26 protein-coding genes are annotated in these 24955 nt (G+C 63.3%); 9 read left to right on the plus strand and 17 right to left on the minus strand.

Features of this window, described 5'->3' with window-relative positions:
- Positions 1-209: 209 nt before the first annotated feature.
- The 3 genes from ICM05_RS11470 to ICM05_RS11480 all read right to left on the minus strand — a co-directional run bounded on the left by ICM05_RS11470 (position 210) and on the right by ICM05_RS11480 (position 3835).
- Positions 210-1574: a dihydrolipoamide acetyltransferase family protein gene (locus ICM05_RS11470; protein ID WP_188024769.1), complete on the minus strand. Its 1365-nt coding sequence runs from the start codon at positions 1572-1574 to the stop codon at positions 210-212.
- Positions 1575-1639: 65 nt separating this feature from the next.
- Positions 1640-2641 (minus strand): alpha-ketoacid dehydrogenase subunit beta, encoded by a 1002-nt coding sequence (locus ICM05_RS11475; protein ID WP_188024770.1) that lies wholly within the window; start codon positions 2639-2641, stop codon positions 1640-1642.
- Positions 2642-3835 carry a thiamine pyrophosphate-dependent enzyme gene (locus ICM05_RS11480; RefSeq protein ID WP_188024771.1) on the minus strand — a complete coding sequence of 398 codons (1194 nt, stop codon included), beginning with the start codon at positions 3833-3835 and terminating at the stop codon, positions 2642-2644. It abuts the gene before it with no gap.
- Positions 3836-3993: 158 nt separating this feature from the next.
- On the opposite strand from ICM05_RS11480, the gene ICM05_RS11485 reads away from it, so the two are divergent.
- The 4 genes from ICM05_RS11485 to ICM05_RS11500 all read left to right on the plus strand — a co-directional run bounded on the left by ICM05_RS11485 (position 3994) and on the right by ICM05_RS11500 (position 7330).
- Positions 3994-4404, plus strand: coding sequence for a phage holin family protein (locus ICM05_RS11485; protein WP_188024772.1), 411 nt, complete (start codon positions 3994-3996; stop codon positions 4402-4404).
- A gap of 14 nt (positions 4405-4418) precedes the next feature.
- On the plus strand, positions 4419-4907 hold the full coding sequence (locus ICM05_RS11490) for a low molecular weight protein-tyrosine-phosphatase (RefSeq protein WP_353055897.1): 489 nt from the start codon (positions 4419-4421) through the stop codon (positions 4905-4907).
- 129 nt (positions 4908-5036) lie between these two features.
- Entirely contained in the window at positions 5037-6416 is a 1380-nt protein-coding gene (gene purB / locus ICM05_RS11495) for an adenylosuccinate lyase (RefSeq protein ID WP_188024773.1), read from the plus strand.
- A 71-nt stretch (positions 6417-6487) separates the two neighbouring features.
- Entirely contained in the window at positions 6488-7330 is an 843-nt protein-coding gene (locus ICM05_RS11500) for a siderophore-interacting protein (RefSeq protein ID WP_188024774.1), read from the plus strand.
- 248 nt (positions 7331-7578) lie between these two features.
- Here the strand turns inward: ICM05_RS11500 and ICM05_RS11505 are convergent, their stop codons facing one another.
- From ICM05_RS11505 to rpsF, 7 genes are all read right to left on the minus strand, one after another.
- The gene (locus tag ICM05_RS11505) at positions 7579-7866 is read right to left on the minus strand and encodes an ABC transporter ATP-binding protein (RefSeq protein ID WP_188024775.1); all 288 of its coding nucleotides are present in this window, start codon (positions 7864-7866) and stop codon (positions 7579-7581) included.
- Between the two features lie 56 nt (positions 7867-7922).
- Positions 7923-8513, minus strand: a complete 591-nt coding sequence (locus ICM05_RS11510; protein WP_251364654.1) for a DUF308 domain-containing protein — start codon at positions 8511-8513, stop codon at positions 7923-7925.
- A 147-nt stretch (positions 8514-8660) separates the two neighbouring features.
- The gene (dnaB, locus tag ICM05_RS11515; RefSeq protein ID WP_188024777.1) at positions 8661-10040 is read right to left on the minus strand and encodes a replicative DNA helicase; all 1380 of its coding nucleotides are present in this window, start codon (positions 10038-10040) and stop codon (positions 8661-8663) included.
- A 641-nt stretch (positions 10041-10681) separates the two neighbouring features.
- Positions 10682-11131 carry a 50S ribosomal protein L9 gene (rplI, locus tag ICM05_RS11520; protein WP_188024778.1) on the minus strand — a complete coding sequence of 150 codons (450 nt, stop codon included), beginning with the start codon at positions 11129-11131 and terminating at the stop codon, positions 10682-10684.
- Positions 11132-11143: 12 nt separating this feature from the next.
- Positions 11144-11404, minus strand: coding sequence for a 30S ribosomal protein S18 (gene rpsR, locus ICM05_RS11525; RefSeq protein WP_188024779.1), 261 nt, complete (start codon positions 11402-11404; stop codon positions 11144-11146).
- Positions 11405-11456: 52 nt separating this feature from the next.
- Positions 11457-11984, minus strand: coding sequence for a single-stranded DNA-binding protein (gene ssb, locus ICM05_RS11530; RefSeq protein ID WP_188024780.1), 528 nt, complete (start codon positions 11982-11984; stop codon positions 11457-11459).
- Positions 11985-11987: 3 nt separating this feature from the next.
- Entirely contained in the window at positions 11988-12350 is a 363-nt protein-coding gene (gene rpsF, locus ICM05_RS11535) for a 30S ribosomal protein S6 (RefSeq protein ID WP_188024781.1), read from the minus strand.
- 215 nt (positions 12351-12565) lie between these two features.
- Between rpsF and ICM05_RS11540 the strand changes: the two genes are divergently transcribed.
- Together ICM05_RS11540 and ICM05_RS11545 are read left to right on the plus strand one after the other, a co-directional pair.
- Positions 12566-13789, plus strand: coding sequence for a glycosyltransferase (locus ICM05_RS11540; RefSeq protein ID WP_188024782.1), 1224 nt, complete (start codon positions 12566-12568; stop codon positions 13787-13789).
- A gap of 57 nt (positions 13790-13846) precedes the next feature.
- Positions 13847-14263, plus strand: a complete 417-nt coding sequence (locus ICM05_RS11545) for a hypothetical protein (protein ID WP_188024783.1) — start codon at positions 13847-13849, stop codon at positions 14261-14263.
- Between the two features lie 319 nt (positions 14264-14582).
- Here the strand turns inward: ICM05_RS11545 and ICM05_RS11550 are convergent, their stop codons facing one another.
- From ICM05_RS11550 to ICM05_RS11560, 3 genes are all read right to left on the minus strand, one after another.
- Positions 14583-15647, minus strand: a complete 1065-nt coding sequence (locus ICM05_RS11550; protein WP_188024784.1) for an inositol-3-phosphate synthase — start codon at positions 15645-15647, stop codon at positions 14583-14585.
- A 114-nt stretch (positions 15648-15761) separates the two neighbouring features.
- A complete protein-coding gene (locus ICM05_RS11555) occupies positions 15762-16586 on the minus strand; it encodes a PIG-L family deacetylase (RefSeq protein WP_188024785.1) in 825 nt (274 codons plus the stop codon).
- Positions 16579-18075 (minus strand): CCA tRNA nucleotidyltransferase, encoded by a 1497-nt coding sequence (locus tag ICM05_RS11560; protein ID WP_353055898.1) that lies wholly within the window; start codon positions 18073-18075, stop codon positions 16579-16581. Before ICM05_RS11560 ends, ICM05_RS11555 begins: the two co-directional genes overlap by 8 nt.
- Before the next feature lie 41 nt (positions 18076-18116).
- Between ICM05_RS11560 and ICM05_RS11565 the strand changes: the two genes are divergently transcribed.
- The 3 genes from ICM05_RS11565 to trxA all read left to right on the plus strand — a co-directional run bounded on the left by ICM05_RS11565 (position 18117) and on the right by trxA (position 21721).
- On the plus strand, positions 18117-20366 hold the full coding sequence (locus tag ICM05_RS11565) for a DUF6049 family protein (protein WP_188024786.1): 2250 nt from the start codon (positions 18117-18119) through the stop codon (positions 20364-20366).
- Positions 20367-20451: 85 nt separating this feature from the next.
- On the plus strand, positions 20452-21381 hold the full coding sequence (gene trxB, locus ICM05_RS11570) for a thioredoxin-disulfide reductase (RefSeq protein ID WP_188024787.1): 930 nt from the start codon (positions 20452-20454) through the stop codon (positions 21379-21381).
- A gap of 16 nt (positions 21382-21397) precedes the next feature.
- Positions 21398-21721 (plus strand): thioredoxin, encoded by a 324-nt coding sequence (gene trxA / locus ICM05_RS11575; RefSeq protein ID WP_188024788.1) that lies wholly within the window; start codon positions 21398-21400, stop codon positions 21719-21721.
- Between the two features lie 120 nt (positions 21722-21841).
- Here the strand turns inward: trxA and ICM05_RS11580 are convergent, their stop codons facing one another.
- From ICM05_RS11580 to ICM05_RS11595, 4 genes are read right to left on the minus strand one after another with little or no spacing between them, the layout of a single operon-like run.
- Complete coding sequence (locus ICM05_RS11580; protein WP_188024789.1) at positions 21842-22867, minus strand: ParB/RepB/Spo0J family partition protein; 1026 nt, start codon at positions 22865-22867, stop codon at positions 21842-21844.
- Positions 22868-22869: 2 nt separating this feature from the next.
- Complete coding sequence (locus ICM05_RS11585; RefSeq protein ID WP_188024790.1) at positions 22870-23772, minus strand: ParA family protein; 903 nt, start codon at positions 23770-23772, stop codon at positions 22870-22872.
- Complete coding sequence (gene rsmG, locus ICM05_RS11590; RefSeq protein ID WP_370566783.1) at positions 23765-24439, minus strand: 16S rRNA (guanine(527)-N(7))-methyltransferase RsmG; 675 nt, start codon at positions 24437-24439, stop codon at positions 23765-23767. Before rsmG ends, ICM05_RS11585 begins: the two co-directional genes overlap by 8 nt.
- A gap of 18 nt (positions 24440-24457) precedes the next feature.
- Complete coding sequence (locus tag ICM05_RS11595; protein WP_188024791.1) at positions 24458-24955, minus strand: R3H domain-containing nucleic acid-binding protein; 498 nt, start codon at positions 24953-24955, stop codon at positions 24458-24460.

Below are 24955 nucleotides of genomic sequence, written 5' to 3' on the forward strand. Positions count from 1 at the left end.
AGGCTGAGATTCTGTTTATGCAGAACCAGCTCAATCGTCGCCCTCGGCAGACTTTGGAGTTTGCAACACCTGCTGAGACACTGAGTGAGTATCTCGCAGGTGTTGCACTCACCGTCTGAGACCGCCCTAGGAGTTTCGGCAGAAAGGGCCCTTTTCGTGGGGTTCGCGGGGTTCGCGGGCAACGGAGCCGGCCACGCCAAGCAAGAGAACTAGTCGAGCAGCAGCGCGGGCTCCTCAAGCACCGAAGCAACGTCTGCGACGAAGCGCGAGATCACGTCGCCGTCGACGACGCGGTGGTCGAAGGATCCGCCCACCATCGTCACCATGCGGGGACGAACCTCGCCGTCAACCACCCACGGCTTCTCGCGGATCGTGCCCATCGCCATGATCGCGACCTCGCCCGGGTTCAGGATCGGCGTACCGAAGTCCATCCCGAAGACACCGATGTTGGTGATCGTGATGGTGCCGTTCTGCATCTCGGCGGGCTTGGTGCGGCCATCACGCGCGGTGATCGTCAGCTGCTCGATCGCCTGCGCGAGTTCGATGAGGCTGAGCTCCTGCGCGTCCTTGATGTTGGGCACGATGAGTCCGCGCGGCGTCGCAGCCGCGATGCCAAGGTTCACGTAGTACCGGCGAATGATCTCGGTCTCGGTGAAGGTCGAGTTAATCTCGGGATTGCGGCGGATCGCCCACAGCATCGCCTTCGCAAAGATCAACAGGGGCGATACCTTCACACCGGCGAAGTCGGTCGACGTCTTCAGACGCTTCACGAATTCCATGGTGCGGGTCGCATCGACCTCGGTGAAGACGCTCACGTGAGGCGCCTCGTTCGAGCTGAGGGTCATCGCGTTCGCAATGTGCTTGCGCATGCCCTTGAGCGGGATGCGTTCCTCGCGCTGCGGCGATGCTTCAGGGGTCGACAGGTTACGGAAGACGCTCGCCTGCGACGCGTGACGCACGACGTCGTCGCGAAGGATCTCGCCAGCGATGCCCGAGCCTTCGACCTGAGTGAGGTCGACGCCGAGATCCTTCGCGAGCTTGCGGATCGGCGGCTTCGCGATCACGGGCATTGCCTCGGCGACGGGAATCGGCGGGGGAGTGAGCAGCGGCTCACCGCCACTGCGACGACGCGAACGCACGGTGCCGGCGTTGCCGTAGCCGACGAGGACGGATCCGCCCTCTTCTTCGTCCGCGGGCACCTCGGCAGCGGGCGCAGCCGCAGCAGCCTCGGCAGCGGGCGCGGTCTCGCACGCAGCACCCTCAGCACCATCAGCGCACTTCTCGACGGGAGCATCGACCGACGCCGCACCAGCGGCGGCCTCGTCAGCCCCGCCTGCAACGCGTACGCGCAGGATCGGCGCGCCAACGGGCACAGTCTCACCGACGGCAGCAAGCACCTCGGTCACGACGCCACTGAAGGGCGACGGCAGCTCGACCAGCGACTTCGCCGTCTCGATCTCGCAGATGACCTGGTTCAACTCGACAGTGTCACCCGGCGCTACGAGCCAGTTGACGATGTCAGCCTCGGTCAAACCCTCGCCAACGTCGGGGAGGGGGAAAGTCATTTCACTCATGAGGACTCCTCAAGCCTGATGTTCAGTCTCAGTATGTCGCACGATCCGCGTGGCGCGGGCCGGGCTTAGTAGTGCATGGTGCGGTCGACGGCCTCGAGGACCCGATCCGCATCAGGAAGGAACAGTCCCTCAAGACGAGCCGCAGGGTACGGCGTATCGAAGCCAGCGACCCGGAACACGGGAGCCTGCAGCGAATAGAACGCGTGCTCAGCAACGTACGCCGCGATCTCGCTACCAACGCTCGCGTTGCCCGAGGCCTCCTGCGCGACGACGAGGCGTCCCGTCTTGCGCACGGATTCGAGCAGCGGCTCGTAGTCGATGGGGGAGATGCTGCGCAGATCAACCACCTCGAGGCTGGTGCCTTCGGTCGCCGCGACCTCTGCTGCCTGGAGCAGGGTCGTCACCATTGCGCCGTAGCCAACGACGGTGCAATCGGTGCCGGTGCGCGCAACGCGGGCGGTGTGCAGGTCGGTTGCGGGCTGATCGAAGTCGACCTCGCCCTTCATCCAGTACTTCGCCTTGGGCTCGAAGAAGAGCACGGGATCCGGCGACTCAATCGCCTGCTGGATCATCCAGTACGCATCATTCGGCGTCGACGGAGCGACCACGCGCAGACCCGGAGTGTGCGCAAAATACGCCTCGGGGCTCTCAGAGTGATGCTCGATCGCGCCAATGTGTCCACCGTATGGGACGCGGATCACGATCGGCATCGACACCTTGCCGTCATGCCGATTGGTGAACTTTGCGAGCTGCGACACGATCTGGTTGAACGCCGGGAAGATGAATCCGTCGAACTGGATCTCAATGACCGGGCGGAAGCCGTGCATCGCAAGACCGATCGCGTTGCCGACGATGCCGGCCTCTGCGAGCGGGGTATCGAGCACGCGCGCCGAACCAAACTCAGCGTGCAGCTTGTCGGTGATGCGGAACACGCCACCGAGCGGGCCGATGTCTTCGCCCATCATGAGGACTCGGTCATCATTCTTCATCGCCGCGCGCAGACCCTCATTGATCGCACGGGCCATGGGCAGGGTCTGACGACCCGCGGTAATCTCTGCGTCGCTCATTTAGGCGCCTTCCTCAAACGATGCTTCGTAGCGCTCGAGCCATGCGCGCTGTTCTTCAATGCGCGGATGCTCAGCCGAGTACACGTTGGCAAACATGGAGTCAGCCTCGGGGGCCGGAGCGGTGAGAATCTGGTCGCGGATACGCTTCGCTTCGCGATCCGCCACTTCTGCGACCTGAGTAAAGAACTCGTCCTCGACGCCCTTCGAACGCAGGAAGATCTCCATGCGCTCGATGGGGTCGCGGTCGCGCCAGGACTCGAGTTCTTCGTTCTCGCGGTAGCGCGTGGGGTCGTCACTCGTCGTGTGCGCGCCGATGCGGTAGGTGAGGGCTTCGATGTAGCTCGGTCCGCCGCCTTCGCGCGCGAGGCGCATGAACCGGCGACCCACTGCGAACGCAGCGAGCGGATCGTTGCCATCAATCTGCACCGCGCGAATGCCAAAACCAAGCGCGCGACGGTACAGGGGAGTGCGCGTCTGGCGCGTCACCGGCACCGAGATTGCCCACTTGTTGTTCTGCACAACGAAGACCTGCGGGGTCTGGTAGCTCGCAGCGAAGACGAGCGCCTCGTTCGCGTCGCCCTGGCTCGAGGTGCCATCACCGTAGAAGACCATGGTTGCCTCGCCGGTCGGCTCCGCGGCCTCACCCGGGTCGAGCGTCATGGGGGCGGATCCGCCTGCGGCGAGCGCGTCACGCTTGGCGTTGAGCACCTGCCCGAGGGCGTATCCGGTCGCGTGCGGCGCCTGAGCGCCGAGCACGAGCGTGTACAGGTGGAAGTTCCCGTTCGCGGGATCGGTCACGTCCCAGCCGCCGTGCGAGAAGCCACGGAAGAGGAGTGCGAGTTCTGCGAGGTCTACGCCGCGGATGCGCGCGATCGCGTGCTCACGGTACGCGGGGAAGATGTGGTCCTGGGGCGCTGCCGCGTGCGCGAGGCCGACCTGGCAACCTTCCTGACCAACGCTCGGTACCCAGAGGGCGAGCTGGCCCTGGCGCTGCAGGTGCGTGCACTCCGTGTCGAACGCACGGGTCGCGACCATGTCGCTGTACCACTCCTTGAAGTCGTCGAGCGTTGCTGCCTCGAGTTCTTCTGCGTACTCGACGGCGGTGTCTGAGGGGGCGTAGTTGCCTGCTTCGTCGAGGAATCGGATGGGTTCCGGATCGCTCATATCGAAGCCAAGAGTGAGGTTTTGGCTCATAGCTCCCGAGTCTACTTAGCGTCCGTTCTCAGATCGTTATATGGGCGCGTCGTTTGCTGGGAGTTTGCGGGGGCGCGGATCGGAGGCGTGGTGTCGCTGCCCGATCCGCGCCCATGTTCTCTGGTCGGTTGTCAGCGCTCGATGCGAGGATGGTTCGCATGCGCATGATTCTTCGTATTGCCGTCAGCTCGTTCGCCCTCTGGCTCACGACCCTCATCGTGGGTGGCAGCGGTGACCACGGGTTCTGGGTGCGCGCCTATGAGCCCACCGAGCAGGCACACGTGGTGACCCTCGTGTTGGTCGCGCTCGCGTTCGGTCTCGTGAACGCGACGCTCGGCAAGATCGTGCGGTTTGTGTCGATCCCGCTGTACATCATCACCTTTGGTCTGTTCGCATTCATCGTGAACGGCATCATGGTCTCTGTGGTCGTGTGGCTGTCTGACCTGGCTGGATTCGGCCTTGAGGTGAGCGGCTTCTGGTGGGGCGTGCTTGGCGCGTTCGTGATGTCGCTGCTTGCGAGCCTCATGAACTCGATTCTCGGCACGAAGAAGAGCAAGAACCGTAAGTAAAGAGGAGTCCCCCTGTGTCAGCACCCGCTTCGGCTTCGGCCGCTTCGCCGTTCCACATCAGCTTCGTCTGCACCGGCAACATTTGCCGCTCACCCATGGGTGAGGTGATCTTCCGCGAGCTCGCCGAGCAGGCTGGCGTTGCTGAGCGCTTCGTCATCACCTCACGCGGCACGCACAATTACCACGTGGGCAATGGCGCTGATCCGCGCACCGTGGCATCGCTCGCCGAAGCCGGATACAACGGCAGCGCCCACCGCGCCGCTCAGCTGTCTGATGGCGACATCGCGTCGCACGACCTGCTGATTGCGCTCGATCGCGGCCACGAGGAGATCATGCGGGGGCGCGGAGCTGACCGCATTGAGCTGTTGACTGCGTACGATCCTGAGTCACCGGCGGATCCCGACGTGTTCGACCCCTACTACTCAGACGCGGCCGCCTTCGACGACGTCCGAGACCAGGTGGAACGCAGCTGCCGAGCGCTGCTCACAGCCCTCACCTCGTAGGAGTTTGGGGCACTTCCTGTGGGTAAGCGACCCCCAGGCTGGCGCCCCCGTGCGAACGTGAAAGAATAGAAGAACGATTTCGGTTCTCCCATACGGGTGAGCCACACGTCACGATCGCACGGAGATGCAATGACCAATCTTCCCCCGCAGCCCATCAGCCCCCTCGACGGCCGCTACCGCGCAGCCGTTACCGAGCTCGGCAACACTCTCTCGGAGGCGGGCCTGAACAAGGCACGCGTGCACGTTGAGGTTGAGTGGCTCGCCTACCTCACCTCGAACTCGCTCCTTGGCGGCAGCCCGATCGCTGACGACCAGCTCGCATCGCTCCGCGAGTGGGCTGCGAACTTCGGCCAGACCGAGATCGACAAGCTTGCTGGCATCGAGGCAGTCACCCACCACGACGTGAAGGCTGTCGAGTACCTCATCCGTGAGCGCCTCGAGGCACAGGGCCTCGCAGCGTTCGCTGAGCTCACCCACGTGTGCTGCACCAGCGAAGACATCAACAACCTGTCGTACGCACTCACCGTCAAGCACGCTGTTGCTGACGCATGGCGTCCGAAGTTCGTCGCGGTCATCGACGAGCTCGCTCGCCAGGCTGAGCTGTACCGCGAGCTCCCCATGATGAGCCGTACCCACGGTCAGCCCGCTACGCCGACCACCCTCGGCAAGGAGATCGCGGTCTTCGTCTACCGTCTCCGCCGCCAGCTCGAGCAGATCGACCGCATCGAGTACCTCGGCAAGTTCTCAGGCGCGACCGGCACCTTCGCTGCGCACCTCGCAGCAGACCCCGCAGCTGACTGGGAGAAGATCTCGCGCGAGTTCGTTGAGGGCCTCGGCCTCGACTGGAACCCGCTCACCACGCAGATCGAGTCGCACGACTGGCAGGCAGAGCTGTACACCCGTATGGCTCACGCAAACCGTATCCTGCACAACCTCGCGACCGACATCTGGAGCTACATCTCGATCGGTTACTTCCGCCAGACCCCCGTTGCTGGCGCAACCGGTTCGTCGACCATGCCCCACAAGGTCAACCCGATCCGCTTCGAGAACGCAGAGGCAAACCTCGAGCTCTCAAACGCACTGCTCGACTCGCTCGCAGCAACCCTCGTGACCAGCCGCTGGCAGCGCGACCTCACCGACTCGTCGGCACAGCGCAACATCGGTGTCGCATTCGGCCACTCGGTGCTCGCACTCGACAACATCCTCAAGGGCCTCGGCCAGATCGACGCAGCGCCTGAGGCACTCGCGTACGATCTCGATCACAACTGGGAGGTCCTCGGCGAGGCGATCCAGACCGTGATCCGCGCAGAGGTGACCGCTGGTCGCTCGTCTATCAAGGACCCGTACGCAGCACTCAAGGAGCTCACCCGCGGCCGCCGTATCGGCCAGGCAGAGCTCGTCGAGTTCGTTGAGGCTCTCGAAATCGGTGACGAGGCAAAGCAGCGCCTCCTGAAGCTCACCCCCGCTACCTACATCGGCAGCGCAACCGAGCTCCTCAAGTACCTCTAGGGGTTACTGCTCAGGTCTTCCTGATTCGCAGCTGATTGCTGAGACGGGGTGATTCAGGCCATGCTGAATGCATGACTGCATCACCCCGTTTCGCATTTTCCACCACTCGGCACCGATTTACCGCACGAGAGGTACGGGTGATCGCGGTCTATCGCCCCGTACCCACCATTGCGCGCCTCACCTTCACCGGCGATGACCTCGCAGACTTCACCGCGACCGGCCCCGGCGATCACGTGAAGGCATTCTTCCCGCACCCCGTCACCGGTGAGCTGCTGGCACCCAAGGCTGTTGGCCCCGGCGAGGATGGCATCATTCGTCCCGACGGCCAGACGTTCCCACGCGACTTCACGCCCCTCAACGTCCGTGAGACGGCCGATGGCGTCTGCTTCGACCTCGACTTCGTTCTTCATGAAAACCCCGGCCCTGCGTCCGCCTGGGCCGAAAAGGCGGTCATTGGCGACACCATCGTCGTCGCGGGCCCGCGTGGCTCGCGTGGCATCCCCGAGGGCATCGACAGCCTCGTGTGCATCGTCGACCCCACCGCGCTGCCCGCGGTCACTCGCTGGATCGCCGGACTCCCCAACGTCTCCGACATCGAGGTCGTCGCAGATGTCGACCCGGCAAGCATCGAGTGGGTCGAAGAGTACCTGCGCATCTCAACGGGCCGAGACATCCTCGTCCGTGAACCCCTCGGCGGACTCGCGCAGGCCATGCTCGACAGCGAAGTCGGCGCGGGTACGTACGTATTCGTCGCCGGCGAGGCAACGAGCCTGATTCCGGTGCGCCGCGCTATCCGTGACGAGATCGGGCTGCCCCGCGAGCAGTACACCGTGAGCGGCTACTGGCGTCGCGGCGAGGCCAACTTCGATCACCACGGCCCGCTCGACCCGAGCGAGCCCGAAGCAGGGGAGTAAGGGCGGAGGCGGGGCAGCCCGGCGTACGCGGCTAGTTGCCCCGCCGCCCTGGCTGCCTGGCTGCCTGGCTTCCTGGCGCCCCGCCTTACCCCTTCGAAACAGGCTGCTTCTCTCGAAAAGCACCTTTTCATGCGCATGAAGAGCCTCATCTCGAGAGAAACGAACTGTTTCGAGGGGTTGAGCGTTGCACAGGCCCCAGAAACGCAAAAAGCCCCGGGCAATCCCGGGGCTTTTTCCACAACTTGCGCTTAGTGTGCGTCGTCCGTGCTCGGCTTCTGCAGCACCTTGCGAGCCTCTTCGTCTTCTTCGCTGCGCTTGCCACCGAGGCCGAGCAGGGCAACACCCATGACCGAAACGATGAACGCAACAAGAGCGAAGATCAGGGCGAGGCGAATGTCGCGCGTCGCGAAGACAACAACGAGACCCGCGAAGACCGCGAGAACGCCCGAGAACACGAGCAGCTCTACGGGACGCATACGGTCCTTGCGCAGGGGCTCGTGCGACTGAGACTGCTTGGGATCATTCGACTTCGTCATGACTGCTTTCTTCGTTTCTTCGTAACTAGATTCCGTGGTGAGTACTGCGCGCGCAGTTACTCAGACTTCTGCGCGGCGCTGACGCCGTTGCGCTTCGAGTCAAAAGCTGCGATGCCGAGGAATACACCGGCAATGATGGTGTACGCGCCGAAGAAGCCGAGCACGGCGACGGCGTCGTTGCGTGCCAACAGCACGAGAATTGCGAGGAGCAGGCCTGCCGCACCGATCAGTGCGGGATCCTGGCGTGTACCGGGCTGCGTGACCATCGCGACGAACTCCAGGAGGCCGCTGATGAGTGCCCAAACTGCGACGATGATCGCGTAGCCAACGACCTCGCCGGTCATCGGGAGCACGACGGTCGCGACAAGTGAGACGAGGCCAAGCAGCAACGGCATCACCGAACGTGCCTCGTCCTTGCGCGCAAACCACTCAACGAGGTGCATGATGCCGATGATCGCGAGGCCACCCGCGGTGACAAGGAAATCAAAGTTGAAGTTCGAGTGCATGGTGGCCGAGAAGGTCACGATCATACCCACCGCGAACAGCACGATTGCGCGCGCAATGCGAACGCCTCGTGGGGCGAGTCGAGAGACAGATTCCTGAGCCGAACCCGTAGTCACGGTTTCGCGCTGTGCAGACACACTCATATCGACCCCTTTCATTGGCCCCCAGCGATTGTACTCGCTCTCCCTGTGCGCTGACAGTCAGCTGGGTGTGGCGCGCAGCACACAGAGCGGGCGCGGATCGTTGGGGTGCGATGCACGCTGCCCCGATCCGCGGCCCATACTCCCGAATTACATGCCCTGCGGCATATCGGCAAAGCGGGAGTAGTGGCCCTGGAAGGCCACGGTGACCGTGCCGGTGGGGCCGTTACGCTGCTTCGCGAGGATGAAGTCAGCCTCGCCAGCGCGCGGATGATCGCGGTCGCCAACGGCCTCGCGGTGGAGGAGGATGACCATATCGGCGTCCTGCTCGAGCGAGCCCGACTCACGAAGGTCACTGATCGCAGGCATCTTGTCGGCGCGCTGCTCCGACGCACGGTTCAGCTGCGACAGTGCGATGACTGGGACGTCAAGCTCCTTCGAGAGCAGCTTGAGCGCACGCGAGAATTCCGAGACCTCCTGCTGACGGCTTTCGCTCTTCTTACCGCTCGAGAGCAGCTGCAGGTAGTCAATAACGACCATCTTGAGGCCGTGCTGCTGCTTGAGTCGACGGCACTTGGCGCGGATCTCGACCAGCGTCATGTTTGCGCTGTCATCAATGAAGAGCGGCGCCTCAGCAATGCGTGCCTGGGTCGCTGCGAGCTTCTGGAAGTCGCGGTTATCGAGTGAGCCCTTACGCAGGGTCTGCATCGGAATCGTGGCCTCTGCCGCAAGCAGACGCATCGCGATCTCGGCGCGACCCATCTCGAGCGAGAAGAAGACGGTGCAGGCGTTCGCGTGCACCGAAGCGTTGCGGGCGACGTCGAGCGCGAGCGTCGACTTACCCATTGCAGGTCGTGCAGCGATGATGATCATCTGGCCGCCGGCAAAGCCGTTGGTCATGCCGTCGAGCTCAGCGAAGCCTGTCGGAACACCGAGCATGCCGTCGGGCATGCTGTTCGCCTTGTTGATCTCTTCGAGGGCGGCATCGACCGCGAGTGAGAGTGGAACGTAGTCCTCACCCTGCGCTTCGCCGGTCACACCGTAAATCTCGGACTGCGCAACGTTGACGAGATCGATAGCTTCGCCCTCGCCCGCGTAGCCCATCTGGACGATGCGTGTGCCTGCATCGACTAGGCGACGGAGCAAGGCCTTTTCGCCCACAATTTCTGCGTAGAAGCTCGCGTTGGCGGCCGTCGGCACGATCGCGGTGAGCTGGTGCAGATACTCTGCGCCTCCCGCACGCTGCAGATCGCCAGACTTGGTGAGCGCGTCGGTCACCGTGATGACGTCGGTCGGCTCGCCGCGCGAGTACAACGACAACACTGCCTCATAAATGACCTCGTGCTTGGGCACGTAGAAGTCATTGCCGCGCACGACACTCGTCACATCAGCAACGGCGTCCTTCGAGAGCAGCATGCCACCGAGCGCACTCTGCTCAGCGAGCAGGTCATACGGAGGGGTGCGCTCAAAATCACCGGCGCTACGCGGCTCCTCAGACGGGGCAGAAATACCCAGGTGTGCGATAGACACTCGTTCGCTCCTTGCAAGACCTCATTGGGACGGGTGGGTGGCGCGGATCAGCACTCCCGAAACGTCCATAATTGCGGAATTACCCAACAATACCTACCCCTCAAGTCTACCTGTGGATAACTGTGTGAATAATCTGCCGCGTTTCCACACAAGTTGTCCACATTTCTGGGGATAACTTGTGGATCGTTGTTGAATAAGTATTCTTATCTACGCTCTGACCTGGGTTTTTACATTTCCACAATGACAAACTTATTCAACATTCAGCCAGGACTTGAAGGAAGACACCTCGCGAAAAGTTGTGGACAAAGTCATCGAGATCGTATAGCTATCCAGCACACATTGAAGAAAATGCCAGCGAAGCGCAGTCGGACAGCAGAAAACTAGTGTTTACATAGCGTTCACAATATTTAACGCACGGTGTCTTGCGCGATGCGCATCCACATGTGCCGATTCCTGATGCCCGCGCTGCAGATAGTTCACTGCATGGAGGGTATTGCCGTATCCCTTGCGTTTGCTTCACCGCGCCCGCCAGGCACGCTCTCGCAGGAGACGACCCGTCCCGCGAGGTTGAGTAGCGAGTCTCCACACACGCAAAAGACCCCCGCTCACCGAAGTGAACGGGGGTCTTCTCGTAACCGAGATTAGCGCTGAGCGATAACCTGAACGGTGACCTTAGCGTCGACACCCTCGTGGAGGTGGATCGTTGCCTTGTACTCACCGGTGGTCTTGATCGCCGGAACGGTGATCTTACGCTTGTCAACCTCGCCGAGGCCCTGCTCAGCAACAGCTGCAGCCACCGAAGCGGGCTTTACTGCGCCGAAGAGACGACCCTCTGCACCAGCCTTAGCGAAGAGACGGATCTTGCCTGCCTCGAGCTTTGCCTTGAGTGCCTGAGCGTCCTCGACCGATGCGAGAGCACGTGCCTCGCGAGCTGCACGGAGCTGCTCAACCTGAGCCTCGCCACCGCGAGTCCAGTGAACGCCGTAGCCCTGAGGTACGAGGTAGTTGCGTGCGTAGCCGGTCTTAACCTCGACTACGTCGCCTGCGGAACCGAGGCCCTGGACCTCGTTCGTGAGAATTACCTTCGCCATGATGTGTTCTCCTTAGCGGCCCGAGCCGGCGTAGGGGAGGAGTGCCATCTCGCGGGCGTTCTTAACTGCCTTTGCGATGAGACGCTGCTCCTGGACGGAAACACCGGTGATACGGCGTGCGCGGATCTTGCCACGCTCAGAAACGAACTTGCGAAGCGTTGCGACGTCCTTGTAATCAATGACGCCGACGGTCTGCTTCTTCGCGGGTGCGACGGGCTTTGCGTTCTTGCCGCGACCCGGCTTGCGGCCTGCGCCGCTGGACTTACCTGCCATGATGGTCTCTTTTCGTACTGCGCCTCAGACCGAAGTCTGGGACAAAACTGTTTTAGAAGGGCTGCTCGTCGTCGAATCCGCCACCGAAGTCGGCGGGAGACGAGTTGCCCTGCTGGCCCGAGTTGGTCCAGGGGTTGTCCTGCGGAGCAGAAGGCTTGTTCCAGCCACTCTGTCCTGCAGGCTGACCGCCACCGAAACCGCCAACCTGGCCGCGGGACTGCCCACGGCTCACCTGTGCGGTTGCGAAGCGGAGCGACGGACCTACTTCTTCGACATCAAGGTCGAGAGAGGTGCGCTGCTGCCCCTGGTTATCGGTGTAGCTTCGCTGCGTCAGCCGGCCCTGAACAATCACGCGCATGCCCTTAGTGAGCGATGCGGCGATGTTATCGGCGTATTCGCCGAAGGCACGGCAGCCGAGCCAAAGCGGCTCGCCGTCCGACCAATCACCCGACTGGCGGTCACGCACGCGCGGAGTCGAGGCGATACGGAAGGTAACCCAAGACTTACCGGCCTGGCTTACGCGAGGCTCGGGATCGGCAACAAGGTTACCGACAACTGTGATCAGCGGCTCGCCGGCCATGAGCTACGCGCCCTGCTTCGCAGCAGCGCGTGCAGCCTTAGCTGCGTCGCGCTTTGCCTGTGCTGCACGCTGAGCCATGAGCTCGTCTGCGCGGAGCACCTTGGTGCGGAGGACTGCCTCGGAGAGACCAAGCTGACGATCGAGCTCGTCGGTAGCCTCAGGCGTAGCGGTGAAGTTCACAACTACGTAGATGCCTTCGGTGTGCTTCTGGATTTCGTATGCGAAACGGCGCTTGCCCCAGATGTCAACGTTCTCAACCGAGCCACCCGCATTGCGGATGACGCCGAGGAACTTGTCCATGCTGGGGGCCACAGTGCGCTCGTCGATACCGGGATCGAGGATCACCATGAGTTCGTACGGATGCATTACTGACCCACCTCCTTCGGACTTCACGGCCACAGGATTTCTGTGACAGGAGGGTGTTTGTGCATTGTGTCGTGCACTCCGAAGGATACGGGTGCACAGACAACTTGGAAAGCCTACCACTGATTGGCTCCGCTGTCAGGCCAGTCCACGGAGTTTTTCCACAGGCCCTCTTGCCGTTCACGCTGCGTCCTATTTCACATGGGACGATGGGTGCCATGCGCATCGCCCTCATTTCGCTCCACACGTCGCCCGGTGCAGTTCCCGGGAGCGGTGACGCTGGCGGAATGAACGTGGTCGTCGCCGAGGCTGCCCACGCCCTCGCACGGCAAGGTCACCTTGTTGAGGTGTTCACCCGCGCAACCTCCGATCTTCCCGCGGGGGAGCAGGCGCTCGACCCACAGCACCCAGCTGGCCCCCGTCTCATCTCACTCGCGGTAGGCCCACCTGACCTACGCAAGGAAGCGCTTCCGAACCTCGCCACCGAATTTGGGGCGCGGATCGCAGAGTTCGGTCCATTCGACGCGATTCACGGCCACTACTGGTTGAGTGGGGTTGCGGCAACGGCAGCCGCAGCGGCGCAGTCCCACACGACTGGACAGGTAACCACCCCCGTACTCACGCTCCACACGGTTGCCGCGCAGAAGAACGCACACCTGGCGCCAGGTGATCGCCCGGAACCTCAGGCCCGACTCGACGCCGAAGCGTTGCTCACAGCTGAGCAATTCGTCATCGCGGGAAGCCATAGCGAGCTCGCAGGCATTGTGGCCGGATACGGCACCCCTGCTGTGGGCAACGCAGTGATTCACCCTGGCGTTGATACCGATCTGTTCGCGCCACCACCTGCGGGCACAGATTCGGACGCCGCCGACTTCACGATTACCGTGCTCGGCCGGGTGCAACCACTCAAGGGGCAGCTCCTCGCGGTTGCGGCGATGGCAGAGCTGACCGAAGTTTATCCGGCACTCGCTAAGCGCACCGAGCTCGTCATTGCCGGGGAGCCAACTCCTGGTGCGGAGGACTACGCACAGTCGCTGCGCACACGTGCGACGGAGTCTGGGATCTCAGACCGCGTACGTTTCCTCCCCGCACAGTCACGAACAGCTGCCGCAGCGTTGCTCGCACGGAGCACCCTGGCGCTCGTCCCCTCACGGTCTGAGACCTTCGGGCTCGTGGCGCTTGAGGCTGCGGCCAGCGGGGTGCCGACCGTTGTGGGGGCGCACACGGGGCTCCTTGAGGCCGCGCCGGCAGGCGTGGCAGGCGTGCACGTTGCCGATCGGGATCCGCGCGCATGGGCTGAAGCGATCCGCGCCCTACTCAGGGACCCGGATCTTCGCGCGCAATATGCGATTCGCGGTCGCGCGCACGCCGAGGCGCACAATTGGGATGCGCACGCGACGAAACTCCTTCGCATCTATGAGTCGCTAATGCGTGACTTATGAACGATCCTCTGCCTAAGATGGGCGAAATTATCGTCACCCACGCGTTAGGCGGGCGTCATGCAGTTGGAGGATCAGCAAGCACGGCTGTCTGCCTATGAGCTCTGCGTGCTGTATGCAAAGGGCTCTCTCAGTCGCGACCAACTCATGGCAAACGCGCACCACTTCCAGCACGTGACCATTACGCAGGAAGCAGCGGGCAATGTCATCGCCCTTTCTGCGCCGGCTCCCTGGGAAGAGATTGCCAAGGCCGTGGACGACGGACTCCTCGACGACTACCTCTTCGACGCGATGTATACCGGCTGGCATCGCCTCGCTTTTGCGCACACATGGCCGGAGCTATTCGACTACCTTTCGCCTGAAGTGAGCAGGCTGATCGTACATCCGCTCGCGGCGACGCTGCGCGATAGCGGCCGGGTCACCAAGCCCGATGTGCAAGCGTTGCTCACACATTTGGCGAGCACGGATACCGAATAGCCCCGGTAGAGGCGCGGATCACGCCGCCCAGGACCTCAGGCCTCCAGCGGCCGCCATTCCCACTCACCAAAGCGCCACAACGCCGCAGAGATCCGTGAAATCGGGGCGGATCCGCCACAACTCAAGAGCAACCCCGCCGAAACGACCTCGTTCTCTCGAAACCACCCCTTTCAACGCGCAGAAACGATCGATCTCGGCAATAACTACCCGTTTCGAGGGGTTGGCCCCGCCCCGGCCAACAAAAAGAGAGGGAGCCCGGAACACTCCGGACTCCCTCTCAAGAAATCGTCAGCGCAAGCGCTGCTCGCGCACCGCGCAATTACGCCTCGAGGAATGCCTCGAGCTCTGCGCGTGCCTCATCGTCAGGCTTCTGCACAGCGGGCGACTTCATGAAGTACGCCGATGCCGACTCGACGGGGCCAGCGATGCCCTTGTCGAGTGCAACCTTTGCCGAGCGGATCGCGTCGATCATGGTGCCTGCCGAGTTGGGGGAGTCCCAGACCTCAAGCTTGTACTCGAGGCTCATGGGAACGTCGCCGAAGCCACGACCCTCAAGGCGCACGAACGCGAACTTGCGGTCCTCGAGCCACGGCACGTGGTCGCTCGGGCCGATGTGCACGTCTTCTGCGGGCAGGTCGACGTCGATGTTCGAGGTCACTGCCTGCGTCTTCGAGATCTTCTTCGACTCGAGGCGGTCACGCTCCAGCATGTTCATGAAGTCCATGTTGCCGCCGACGTTGAGCTGGTAGGTGTGGTCGAGCGCGATGCCGCGGCTCTCCATGAGGCGTGCCATCACGCGGTGCGTAATGGTTGCGCCGACCTGGCTCTTGATGTCGTCGCCGACGATGGGGAGACCCGCATCAACGAACTTCTGTGCCCACACGGGGTCAGACGCGACGAACACGGGCACTGCATTCACGAACGCGACGCCTGCCTCGAGCGCTGCCTGCGCGTAGAACTTCACTGCTTCTTCACTGCCGACGGGCAGGTAGCAAGCCAGTACCTCTGCACCCGAATCGCGCAGCACCTGTGCCACGTCGACGGGGGTTGCGGTCGACTCTTCGCTGACTGCACGGTAGTACTTACCGAAGCCGTCGAGCGTCGGGCCGCGCAGGACCTCAAGACCGAGGTTCGGCACGTCCGAGAACTTGATGGTGTTGTTGTGGCCGGCCCAGATCGCCTCTGACAGGTCCTTGCCAACCTTTGCAGCGTCAACTTCGAACGCTGCCACAAACTCGAGATCCGAGACGTGGTATCCACCAAGGCGAACGTGCATCAGGCCCGGAACCTGCTTGTCGTCAGCCGCACCGCGATAGTACTCGACGCCCTGCACCAACGAACTTACGCAGTTACCTACACCCGCGAGGGCTACCTTCACACTCATTGAACCATCCCTGTACATCTTCCCGGCATACGGCCGGGCTTTCCAACGAGTCAGTCTACGCCGACTCAAATTCATTGCCACCTGCCGAAGTACTTACGTTCCTCGGCAGGGCACTTACATACCGACGACGCGACGGAATCGCTCCGTTGCCCGGATCGGCTCCCGCTGTCCACCGACGTGCACGATCTCGTCACCCTCGACCACGAGCTGGGTCTGGTGAGCGCGAAGCGCTGCGGTCTTGCGGTCGAGCCACGCACTGACGTCGTAGCTTTCGATGGGGCGCGGATCCGCCCCCTCATCATCAGTCTCAGCCGCGGGCGCGGTCTCCACGACATCGTCCCCGACGATCTCCCAGAACGGCAGGCCGAGCGCGGCAGCGACCGCACGCGAGAGGCGGTGGGCGAGGACGTGGTCGGGGTGACCGTATCCGCCGCCGTTGTCGTAGCTCACGATCGCCTGCGCGCCAGCGGCGTGCGCGGCGGTGAGGAGGTCGTTGAGCGCCTCGACGGCAGGCACGGTCGTGAACGCGTCGGGTCCGGTTGCTGGCGACGGAATCGCACGGCGCTCGCCGGTATCGGGGTCAGCGTCAGACCACTCCATGCCGGAGTCTTCGTAGATTGTGGGCGCGAGGCCCTCGGCGCGTGCCGGCTCAACGCCGAGGAACACGTGGCGCTCAATGCCGAGCATGCCGAGTGCGGTCTTCAGCTCGTTCTGGCGTGCGATCGGCAGACCGTGCAGCTGGACGAGTGCCTGCAGCGGACCCTCAACCACCTCGCCCTGCTCACCACGGGTGCAGGTGACGAGCAGCGGCTCGCGGCCTGCTGCGGCGAGCGCCGCGAGCGTGCCGCCGGTCGTGATCGTCTCATCGTCGGGGTGTGCGTGCACGAACATGACGCGAACGCGGCCGCCGAACCATTCGGTGACGTCTGTCTCAGTCATTGCTTCCTCCAGCGGTGTTCTTTTTGTCGCGCGGGCCGCGGCCACGCGCAGCAGTCAGCTTTTCGGTGTCTTGTGCTGCCCACCAGGCGCGCAGCCGCTCGATCGCGTCGGCTTCTTCGAGGGGACCCTCGTCGAGGCGCAGGTCGAGCAGGAACTTGTAAGCCATACCCACGACCGGCCCTGGCGGCAGGTCGAGGATGCGCATGATTGCTTCGCCGTCGAGCGCGGGGCGCACGGCCGCGAGCTCTTCCTCTGCCGCGAGTTCATCGATGCGACGCTCGATGTCGTCGTAGGCGTGCTCGAGGCGCTCCGCCTTGCGGCGGTTGCGGGTCGTCACGTCAGAGCGGGTGATGATGTGCAGGCGCTGCAGTTCGTCACCGGCGTCTCGCACGTAGCGGCGCACTGCCGAGTCGGTCCACTGCTGGTCGCTGTAGCCGAAGAAGCGCAGGTGCAGCTCGACGAGCCGTGCGACACGCTTCACGGTGTCGTTGTCGAAGCGGAGCGCACGCAGGCGCTTGCGGGTGAGCTTCGCACCGACCATGTCGTGGTGGTGGAAGGTGACGCCACCGCGCTCAAACTTGCGGGTCGCTGGCTTGCCGATATCGTGCAGGAGCGCCGCGAGGCGCAGCACGAGGTCGGGGGAGGGCTCATGTGAGCGGCTCTTCTCGAGCGCGATTGCCTGGCGCAGTACGACGAGGCTGTGCTCGTAGACGTCTTTGTGGCGACCGTGGTCGTCCTGCGTGGTGAGCAGGTCGGTGAGCTCGGGCAGGAAGCGCTGCGCAAGGCCCGTATCAACGAGCAGGCGCAGGCCCGGCTCGGGGTCATCGGTGAGCAGCAGCTTAACGAGTTCGTCGCGCACGCGCTCTGCCGAGATGATGTCGAGGCGATCGGCGAAAACGACCATTGCTGCCTCGGTCTCAGCCTCGACCTCGAAGCCGAGCTGCGACGCGAAGCGGGCAGCACGCAGCATGCGCAGTGGATCATCAGTGAACGACACCTCGGGCGAACCGGGCGTCTTGATGCGACCCTCTGCGAGGTCTTCGAGACCGCCAGACACGTCGACGAGTTCCATCGACGGCAGCATGAGCGCGAGCGCGTTGATCGTGAAGTCACGGCGCACCAGGTCGCCCTGAATGTTGTCGCCGAACTCTACGACGGGCTTGCGCGAGTCTTCGCGGTACGTGTCGGCGCGGTACGTCGTGATCTCGACGTCCTCACCAGCCACCTTCGCGGCGATCGTGCCGAAGTCACGGCCGACATCCCAAATTTGCTTCGTCAGGCCCTCAAGGATCGCGCGGGTCTCATCAGGGCTCGCAGACGTTGTAAAGTCAAGGTCGTGCACCGGACGCCCGAGCAGGGCGTCACGCACCGGACCGCCCACAAGCGCAAGCTCATGACCGGCCTCATCGAAGGCGGTTGCAAGAATCGACACGGGCGGGAGCGACGCGCGCTCACGCATTGCGGCCATTGAATCAGCGAAGGATGTCACCCACTAAGGGTACTCGGTGCTCCTATCTCTAAACTGTCGGTATGGGACTTTCTCGCGGAGGCCGCCACTGTGCGCGCATGATCGGTGGGCTCACTGTGGCCGCGCTCACCATTGTGGGCGTTGGCGCACTTACTGCGCCTGCCCCCAGTGCCTACGCGGCTCCGACGGTCATTTCGACCGTTGATTCCACGGTAGATGAGACCACTGACATTGCACCCGTCACGCTGTTTGTCGCGCCGGCTCAGGCGCTGATCCGCCCAGGAAACGACCCAATTCTGGTCGAAGTCACCCTGCGCAACGCGGGTGAAGACGCGATCGAAGCAGGCACCATCGATCTCGCGCTCGGTGCACGGATCGCGGCCGCGGACAGCACCGCCGCACCCGCCTTCGATGACGCCGCGAAGGTGCTCGTGAGCCAGGCCATGCGCGAGACCCCCGCTGACAGCGATCAGTCGATCACGATCGAGATTCCGCGCGATCTCTGGCCGCTCGCAGCTACCGAGCAGCCGGGCGTCTTCGCGCTCCAGGCCGCATTCACGCCAGAGCCAGGAGAACGTTTCACCGCATCGGCGACGGCTGACGAGGGTGCTCCCGGCCCGCTCGCGGTCGCAACCAGCCCGGTCATTTGGCGCGGAATCAACACCGGCGAAACCGTCAAACTCAGCACGGTTGTTCCGCTCGTTCTGCCAGACGTCGTGCAGTCGACGCCGACCCCGCGCCAGCTCACCCGCGCCATCCCCGAGCTTGAGGCTGCGTACAACTACGCACTCAAACAACAGGCGACGCTCGCGATCGATCCGCGCATTATCGTCGCCATTCGCGGCTACGGCCTCGATGCGCCAGAGCCCGCGCGCACGTTCCTTGCCACGCTCGAAGCTTCCCCGCTACAGAGCTTCCTGCTGCAGTATGCGGACGCGGATCCGGCAGCCCAAGCTGCCCTCGACGCCGACGCGCTGCTCGCGCCGACCTCCTTCGACTTCCTCACGCGTCTTGGCACGTTCGAGGCTCCTGAGTCGGCGGCGGATCCCGCAGCCCCAGCTACCCCGGGCACACCGGCTGAACCAGCCGCACCAGCTGAGCCGACCGCCCCCAGTGCGGAAACACCAGAGCCTGCGGAAACCGAACCCGCCGACCCGACCTCGCTCGAGGCACTGTTGGCCTGGCCACAGGGCATTCCGGCCGCTTGGCCAGCAGAAGGGGCCGTCGATTCTGCCACCCTCAACCTGCTGCGCGAGTCAGCGCTGCCGACCACGGTGCTCGACTCGAGCAACGTCGAGGGCGCAACCTCGCCGCGCGTCACCCTGCGCGCCGCGGGTTCCGGGGTATCGGAGGCATATGTCTCAGACACCGACCTTGCAGCAGGCGCTGCCCTCGCTGTGGAGGGAGCAACTCCGGCAGAACGGGCGCTCGGCACGGCCCAGTTCCAGGCGAAGCTGACCGCGCTTGCAGCGGCCAAGCCGACCGGTGTCATGTTCGCCGTCGACCGCGGAATGATCGCGGCAGGCACCTCCCCTTGGGAACAGCTCACGTCACTCACCAGCGAATCATGGCTCACACCGACACCGCTCACGGCGCAGGCAGAGGGACGAGCGACGCTCACCCGCGTCACCCCGAATCCAGCTGACGCCGATCCCGCCCGTCTCGAAGCACTCGCCCTCGCAGAGGAACGTGAGCCAGAAGTCACCGCGATCCGCGCCCTGTACGTGCATCCCGACTACGTCACCGGGTATCAGCGCGCACGCATGCTCGACCTGTTTGCAACACATCTGGCAAACCCAGACAGCGATTTCGAGGCAGTTGCAGAGGCCTACGCCGAGCGAGACGCCGAGATTGAGCGCGGTGTACGGATCATCGACACCCGTCACACCCAGCTCGTCGGCAGCTCAACGCGCGTGCCAATCCAGGTGCAAAACTTGCTGCCGTTCAATGCGAACGTGCGCATCGAAGTGCGCCCGACTTCGGCCGTACTCGCGGTCGGCCAAGAGACGTTCCAGGACGTCCTGATCGAGGCAAAGTCGACCCAGACCATCCTCGTGCCAGTGAAGAGTCGTGTCTCGAACGGCGAATCATCGCTCGTCGTCACCCTTCAGGACGCCGCAGGCGAGGTCACAGCGCACAGCGGTGAGATCGAGATCTCCGTCACTGCCACCATCGAGAGCATCGCCCTCATCACACTCGGCGCCGGCGCCGTCCTGCTCGTTGGGTTCGGCATCTTCCGCAGTATCCGCGGCCGCCAGAAGGCGAAGACGGAAGCAGCTCTGGCCGCAGAAACCGAATCACCCACAGCGTAATCAGCTGACGTACGGAATACCGCGACTCTAGGATGGGTTATACCCAGTGATCGCGGTTCAAGCGACGTCCCGCACAAGGAGAAACATGCACGAGATCATCATCATCGGCTCCGGCCCCGCAGGCTTCACCGCGGGCATCTACGCAGCACGCGCAGGTCTGAAGCCCCTCCTGTTCGCAAGCTCGGTCACACTCGGCGGCGAGCTCATGAACACCACCGAGGTTGAGAACTTCCCCGGCTTCCCCGAGGGCATCCAGGGTCCCGAGCTCATGCAGCACATGCAGGACCAGGCGGAAAAGTTCGGCACCGAGGTCGTCTACGACGACGTAACCTCGGTCGAGCTCGATGGCGACGTCAAGCGCGTCACCTCAAGCGACGGCAAGGTCCACGAGGCAAAGACGGTCATCTTCGCGACCGGCTCGGCCTACCGCAAGCTCGGCGTCCCAGGTGAAGACACCCTCACCGGCCACGGCGTCTCGTCGTGCGCGACCTGCGACGGCTTCTTCTTCCGTGACCAGACCATCGCTGTTGTTGGCGGCGGCGACTCGGCAATGGAGGAGGCGACCTTCCTCACGCGCTTCGCATCGAAGGTCTACCTGATCCACCGCCGCGACGAGCTCAAGGCATCGAAGATCATGCAGCAGCGCGCCTTCGACAACGAGAAGATCGAGTTCATCTGGAACACCGAGATCAAGGAGCTCCACGGCTCGTCAGGGCTCACCGGCGTGACCCTGCGCAACACCGTTGACGGCACCGAGAGCGAACTCGACGTCACCGGCGTCTTCGTGGCAATCGGCAACGACCCGCGTACCCACCTCGTACACAACCAGCTCGAGCTCACCGAAGAGGGCACCATTGCGGTCGATGGCCGCAGCTCGCGCACCTCGATCCCCGGCGTCTTTGCAGCAGGCGATGTCATCGATCCGAGCTACCGCCAGGCGATCACCGCAGCAGCATCGGGCACCGTCGCTGCGCTCGACGCAGAGCACTACCTCGCAGCGCTCGCAGACAAGTAATTTTTAGGAGAGCATCATGACTGAACCCATCAACGTAGACGAGCAGAGCTTCGAGCGCGTCGTTCTGCAGAGCCCGATCCCCGTGCTCGTGGACTTCTGGGCAGCTTGGTGCGGCCCCTGCCGCGCCGTAGCTCCCGTGCTCGCAGAGATCGCAGCAGAGCAGGGCGACAAGATTCGCATCGTCAAGCTCAACGTCGATGAGAACCCGAACCTTGCAGCGCAGTACCGCATCACCTCGATCCCGGCGATGAAGGTCTTCAAGGACGGCGAAGAGATCCGCGAAATCATCGGCGCAATGCCGAAGAAGGCGATCCTCGACAACCTCGAGGGTGTCATCTAAGACATCCCGCAGGATTCCCTGCAACGCAAGAGGGCGGACACCGTGTGGTGTCCGCCCTCTTGCTGTTTTGTGGCCTGGCTGGCTTTGCGCGCGTGCGCGGCCAAGCCGTGACGCGGTAAGTTACGCGCCGAAGCCGGGATCGCCGAGCTCGTGCAAGATCCGCTTGAGATCTGCGACGGTCGCGAAATCGATAATGATCTGGCCCTTCTTCGCACCCAGCTTCAACGCAACGCGGGTATCGAAGCGATCGCCGAGTCGCTCAGAGATCTCGCCCAGCTGTGCCTGCACGCCACCTGCGCGCGGCTTCGGAGTCTTCTTCTTCGGCGCCTCGCTCGCAACTGCCTCAGCCGCGCGAACCGAGAGGCCCTCATTGACGATCTTGTCCGAGAGCTTGAGCATCGCGTCAGCATCGCCGTCGAGCGACAGGATCGCACGCGCGTGACCAGCGGTGAGCACGCCAGCCGCAACACGCGACTGCACCTGCTCAGGCAGCTTCAGAAGGCGAATCGTGTTCGAGATCTGCGGGCGCGAGCGGCCAATGCGCTCGGCAAGCTGCTCCTGCGTAATGCCGAAGTCAGCGAGGAGCTGCTGGTACGCCGACGCCTCTTCCAGCGGGTTCAGCTGCGCACGGTGCAGGTTCTCGAGGAGCGCATCGCGCAGCATGTGCTCGTCAGCGGTCGAACGAACAATCGCGGGGATCGTGTCCTTGCCAGCACGCTTCGAGGCACGGAAACGACGCTCACCCATGATGAGCTCGTAGCGCGGCTCATCGCCAGCGACCGCGCCCTCAATCTCGCGCACAACCACCGGCTGGAAAACGCCGAATTCGCGGATCGAGTGGGTCAGCTCAGTGAGCGCCTCCTCGTCGAACTCGGTACGCGGCTGCACCCGGTTGGGAACGATCTCACTGAGGTTCAGACGACGCAGCTGCGCACCGGGCACCTCGCGAAGGTTCGCGTCGGGCTCCTCGGTGGCTACTGCCATGTCCTGCTCAGCCTTCGTGGTGTCGGTCGTGACGTCAGCCTTCGCAGCAGCGGCATCATCTGCAGCCGGGAAGAACACGTCAACGGGGCGCTCGCCAGAGCTGGGCTGGGGGATGAGCGCGCCAATGCCACGGCCGAGGCCAGTTCGCTTCTTTGCTGCCACAGTTACGCTCCTTCAGTCTTCGAGCCACGGCCATTGAAAGCCTGCTGCTCTGCGATTTCTACAGCAGCCTCGAGGTAGGCGAGAGCGCCGATCGATCCGCCATCATATGCATGGACTGTCTGCCCGTAGCTCGGTGCCTCAGAAATGCGCACCGAGCGGGGAACGACCGCCGACAGGACCTCGTTCGGGAAGTGCGTGCGCACCTCGCCGGCGACCTCCTGCGAGAGGTTCGTACGCGAGTCGTACATAGTCAGCAGGATCGTCGACACCTTCAGCGTCGGGTTCAAGTGCTTCTGAATGAGCTGGATGTTGCCGAGCAACTGGCTCAAGCCCTCGAGCGCGTAGTACTCGCACTGGATGGGGATGAGGACCTCGTTCGCCGCAACGAATGCGTTGACCGTCAGCAGGCCGAGCGAGGGCGGGCAATCAATAAAGACATAGTGGATCTCACGATCCGTCGTGGTGAGGAAGTCCTCAACCGCGGTGCGCAGACGCTGCTCACGCGCAACGAGTGAGACGAGCTCAATCTCGGCGCCAGCGAGGTTAATCGTCGAGGGCACACAGATGAGGTTCTCGTGGTCGGTGCTGGGCTGGACCGCGTCAGCGATCTCTGCGTTTCCCAGCAGCACGTCGTACACGCTCGTCACCTCGGGACGGTGCATGACGCCAAGCGCGGTCGATGCGTTTCCCTGCGGATCGAGGTCAATCACGAGCACATTTGCGCCGCGACGAGCGAGCGCAGACGCCAGGTTGACGGTCGTCGTTGTCTTACCAACGCCGCCCTTCTGGTTCGACACCGTGATGATGCGAGTCTTCTTTGGGAGCGGCGAGGTGATCTCCGCAAGACGGCGACGGCGACGAACCTTATCTACGATGTGGTCACCAACCACCGATTTCTCAGCCATGGAAATCTACCCTAGCCCGAAATACGCGAGTCGTTTCGGCCAATTGTCCTTCACCAAGGATTTCGACCTTCGGCTCACGGACCTTGAACTTCTTCATGATCTTCGCTGCGGCGTCCATCTCTTCCGAAATAGCAGCGCCCTTGAGGAAGAGCATCTCGCCGCCAGCCTTCACCAGGGGAGCGGTGAGGGGGACGAGCTTACGAAGTGCGGTGACTGCGCGAGCAGTGACCTGGTCAACTTCGAAAGCGTCGTGGAATTCTTCAGCGCGGCCGCGCTTAACCTGAACGTTCTCGAGTCCGAGGAGTTCGACCTGTTCGTTCAACCATGCGCAACGTCGCTCCATGGGCTCAATCAGGAAGAACTCAACGTCCGGGCGAACGATCGCAAGCACTAGGCCAGGCATGCCGCCTCCGGTGCCGATGTCGCCGACTCGGCCACCTGCCTGCAGCAGCGGGGCCAGAATCGCCGAGTTGAGAATGTGACGAGTCCAGAGGCGGGGGAGCTCTAGCGGTCCAATAAGGCCGAGAGTCTCCCCGCGCTCTGCGAGATCCGCCGTGAATGCGCGAAGCTTATCGATCTGGTCGCCCGCGATTTGGGCGGCGGCAGCCGGTTCGGGTTCGATGGTTGCCACTGAGGGGCTGTCAGGTGCGTTAGCGTCGCGTTCCACGTGAAACTCTCTGGTTCGTTAGGCGGGTCGAATAACGAGGCGACGGCCGCGGCCCTCGCCGATCGATTCCGAGACGTAGCCGCGTTCTGCGACCTCGTCGTGAACGAGCTTGCGCTCGTATGAAGACATCGCTTCGAGGGCGACCTCGTCCTTGCCAGCAGCAATCTGAGCGATCGCGGCGTCGACGAGCGACGTCAGCTGCTGTGCACGGGCATCGCGCGATCCGCCGATATCGACGATCAGGCGAGTGAAGCGACCGGTCTTGGCCTGCACCGCAAGGCGGGTCAGATCCTGCAGTGCCTGCACTGCGTCCGGGTGAGCGAGCGCGTCGAGGCCAGTGTCGCCACCGGTCACCGAAACGTATGCACGCTGGTTACGCACCTCGATATCAAGGTCACCGTCGAGATCTGCGATGTCAAGCAGTCCCTCGAGGTAATCTGCGGCGAGATCGCCGTCAGCCTCAAGTGCCTCGAGCGAGAGCTCTTCGGGCTGCTCGATTGGAGTTTCGTTCGTCAC

This window comes from Leucobacter sp. cx-42, assembly GCF_014529985.1.
Taxonomy (GTDB): Bacteria; Actinomycetota; Actinomycetes; order Actinomycetales; family Microbacteriaceae; genus Leucobacter.